Source organism: Desulforhopalus singaporensis (assembly GCF_900104445.1).
GTDB lineage: Bacteria > Desulfobacterota > Desulfobulbia > Desulfobulbales > Desulfocapsaceae > Desulforhopalus_A > Desulforhopalus_A singaporensis.
In genome coordinates, this window is record NZ_FNJI01000093.1 from 1 (window position 1) to 2,911 (window position 2,911).

Here is a 2,911-nt window from a genome sequence, read left to right on the forward strand (position 1 = left end):
TCCAAGTATTCCTCCACCAGCACCTGCGAAAAGAGCCAACTCATTTAATTGCTCCATTTTTAAAATTTCCTTTGACCGGTACTACTTTCGTTTTATCCGTTTTCACGAGCCATCAACCGTGTCAACTTCAACTGATTTTATAGTCACCCCCATGGATGACAAAGCGCACCCAGGCTCAATGCAGCGGTGATATCTAACGCGTACATTATCCTCCCACGGAGTTGTCTTGTATATTTTTGCCCGCTGATCACACCATGGGCATCGCGCTCCATTTTTAGGGGAATAGTCAACCCCGCCCTGAGCCTGTTGCCTTGCAGCGGCTATGCGACCGACAACAGCGCTTTGTCTGGCCATTTACTGAGCCTCCTTGTTTGAGTATCTGAGGTAGAGTAGATCTGCTGCCACCAACTCCATCACCGCGCAATCCCATCCATGGTTTGCCTTGCCTTTTGGACACTGCCAGAGCCGACGGTCGTCGACGTATTCGGCACACATCTCGTGGCAAAAGGCTTCCGATGTAGTGGAATGGAGATGATAGGCGCCTGGGTCGTCCGATTTAATGCGCAGCTTTGTCGCCAGCTGGTCCTTGTAGTGATGGGTGTCGCATATATAAAGCTCGACTCCGCCGGGAATTTTGATATTTGTCCCAGGGTAAACATCAATAAATGATTTTTTGTATGGCTTTGCTTTGCGACCAGAGGCACCCTTGTATGGAATCACACGGCTCGGAAAAGACCTGGCGAAGTCATAAACCTCCGCGGTGCGGTGACCACCGGTATCGATAACAGCGCAGTGGATAGGATAGTAGAGTCCGTCGCTGTCCTGGTAGACATCTTCAAACAGTACCTTCGCCAATGCCGCCAAACTGTCGACCTCACCCTGACGTATTTGCCAACTCTCCATCTCCTGACCCCATCCGAAAGCTCTGACAGAAAAAGGAAAAGAGTTGTCTTGTGTATCAACACCGGCAACCAAAGCAGATACCACTCCGCCGCCTGGGACTAGCCCCTCTGGCCTGTCGTCGCGCAGTTTAAGGATGGCGTCGACCTTGCGGTTCTGACGAAACGGGGTATGGGCGACTGCGGCGATCTGGTTGTCGAAATAGTGCATCTGCGCCGGATCGTCTAAACCGCGGAGGAATGCCGCGGCCATCTCTGAGTTTCCTACCAGCGGTGAGATCCACCCAGGAGAATGAAAACAAATCTTTTTTGGATTAAGCTCGCGCAGACAATTAAAGAGCTCGCGGCCGACGGCACCTTGTTTTTCCTCTTCCTCATCCAACCTTTCCCGCCAGATGCCGTGCTGCAGCGCCTTAGTCCGGCCGCGGTCGTCAACCATTAGCCCACAACAGGGGAATGCATAGCGGGCAAGGTCCTGCTCCTCTATGACCTTCGGATCGCGCTCGTCTCCGAACTTGATATGGGCAAATGCAACCTTATGAATCTCTCCGCATTCTGGGCAGCGGATCCAATAATCAAATATTACTTGGGCCTCCTTGGATAAGTAGTGCCAGATCGGTCCGTCGGTATCGGACGGGGTTGATATCAGCCAGCACTTTCCACCGTATTTATAGGAACGGAACCGCTCGAAAAAGAGCTGCAGTGTGTTTGCCTCTTTTTTACTTGCCTGGGCCACCCATTTGTCTATCTCGTCGCCTATCAGGTAACGGGCGGAGATATTACCAAGCGATGTTACCGAGCCGGCCCAACCAAGATAAATCAGCATTGTCTGCAACTTGATGCGCATCGATGCCATATCGTCTGACATCCCTGTCAACAACTTCCTTAATCTCGGGGACTCTTCAAACATCGGCTGAAGGTAATCCTTGAACCGCTTAGAACCTGTTGGCCTGTCAGGGTATACAACAAAAGCGGGCCCAGGCTGCATGTCGGCAATATATCCGAGAATCGTGTCTGCCCCTGCCGAGCTACCGCCCTGTGGAGACTTACAATTACCGATATAGCGGACAGACGGATAAAATGACGCATCGAGTATACCCCGCATGTGAGGCATAAAGGAGTTATCCCACCTAGAACCCTTGAGCGGTCCATATGTGACAGTGCGGTACTTAGGAGCCCATACCGAAGGCAACTCGTGCTTTTTACGTTTGAAAAAGCGCCGCTCTCCAGCAGACGGAGTAAAGCGCACGCGAATACGCTCAGTCCGCGTGCGGTATTTCCACGGCAACCAACCAGGTGCTGTTCGCAGGCGAACTGTCTTTGTGCTGGATATATCTGTTAATGGAGATGGAGTTGCCATATCGTTGCATTAATCGCGTGTTTCAGTGTTAATATTTGGAACTGCTCGGCGCAGGTCCACCGCTATATCTATTTGGCGGATCCGGATCCTTGACGATCTGTTTCTTGCCGAGAAAAGTGTTCTGCGGCTCGACCTGCTTCTCATCTACCCACCAACTTTCTTTTTCATTTATTCCAGTCTGTTTTGGCTCTACTAACACACGAGAGCACCCGTTCAGGTATACAGCACGACCAATTACTGTTCCACATTGGTCCCGTACCGGGTCTTTCACGAGCTGTCCAAGCTCCACCCTTTTGTCGGGAGTACCGATTGGGGCCATTACACGTTTTTCACCTTCAACTATCTCAAGTTGTGGCTCGTCAATCATGACACTTTCCGGTATTTTGCCGTCCTCTCCAACACGAGCCTGAATACAGTACCGATCACAACCGAACAGATAAGTCGCACGGTTCTCCGCAACACCGATAAATCCAGTTACCTTGTCTTTTACAATCGTTCCCAATGGTATCATTTCTGCTCCATTTTTAGAATTTTCATTAGATAGTGATACTTTCGTTTGTCGTGGTATCAACGTGTTTGCCTGACACACTATCATGCAATACGAGGTGCCAATCTGATTCGCTCATAAACTTCATTGGCTCTTGTTCTTTCA

3 protein-coding genes are annotated in these 2,911 nt (G+C 50.4%); all 3 read right to left on the bottom strand.

Annotation, left to right across the window (positions count from 1 at the left end):
* Window positions 1–102 precede the first annotated feature (102 nt).
* Genes BLQ17_RS21790 through BLQ17_RS21800 form a run of 3 tightly spaced genes read right to left on the bottom strand, consistent with a single transcriptional unit; the run spans window position 103 to window position 2,770 of the window.
* Window positions 103–354: a hypothetical protein gene (locus tag BLQ17_RS21790; protein ID WP_092226372.1), complete on the bottom strand. Its 252-nt coding sequence runs from the start codon at window positions 352–354 to the stop codon at window positions 103–105.
* The gene (locus tag BLQ17_RS21795) at window positions 355–2,259 is read right to left on the bottom strand and encodes a terminase gpA endonuclease subunit (protein WP_092226374.1); all 1,905 of its coding nucleotides are present in this window, start codon (window positions 2,257–2,259) and stop codon (window positions 355–357) included.
* 28 nt (window positions 2,260–2,287) lie between these two features.
* Window positions 2,288–2,770: a hypothetical protein gene (locus tag BLQ17_RS21800; RefSeq protein WP_092226377.1), complete on the bottom strand. Its 483-nt coding sequence runs from the start codon at window positions 2,768–2,770 to the stop codon at window positions 2,288–2,290.
* Window positions 2,771–2,911: the final 141 nt, after the last annotated feature.

Excerpts from the sequence above, each read along its gene's own strand:
- BLQ17_RS21790 (WP_092226372.1), bottom strand. The coding sequence starts at position 354 with ATGGCCAGACAAAGCGCTGTTGTCGGTCGCATAGCCGCTGCAAGGCAA.
- BLQ17_RS21795 (WP_092226374.1), bottom strand. The coding sequence starts at position 2,259 with ATGGCAACTCCATCTCCATTAACAGATATATCCAGCACAAAGACAGTT.
- BLQ17_RS21800 (WP_092226377.1), bottom strand. The coding sequence starts at position 2,770 with ATGATACCATTGGGAACGATTGTAAAAGACAAGGTAACTGGATTTATC.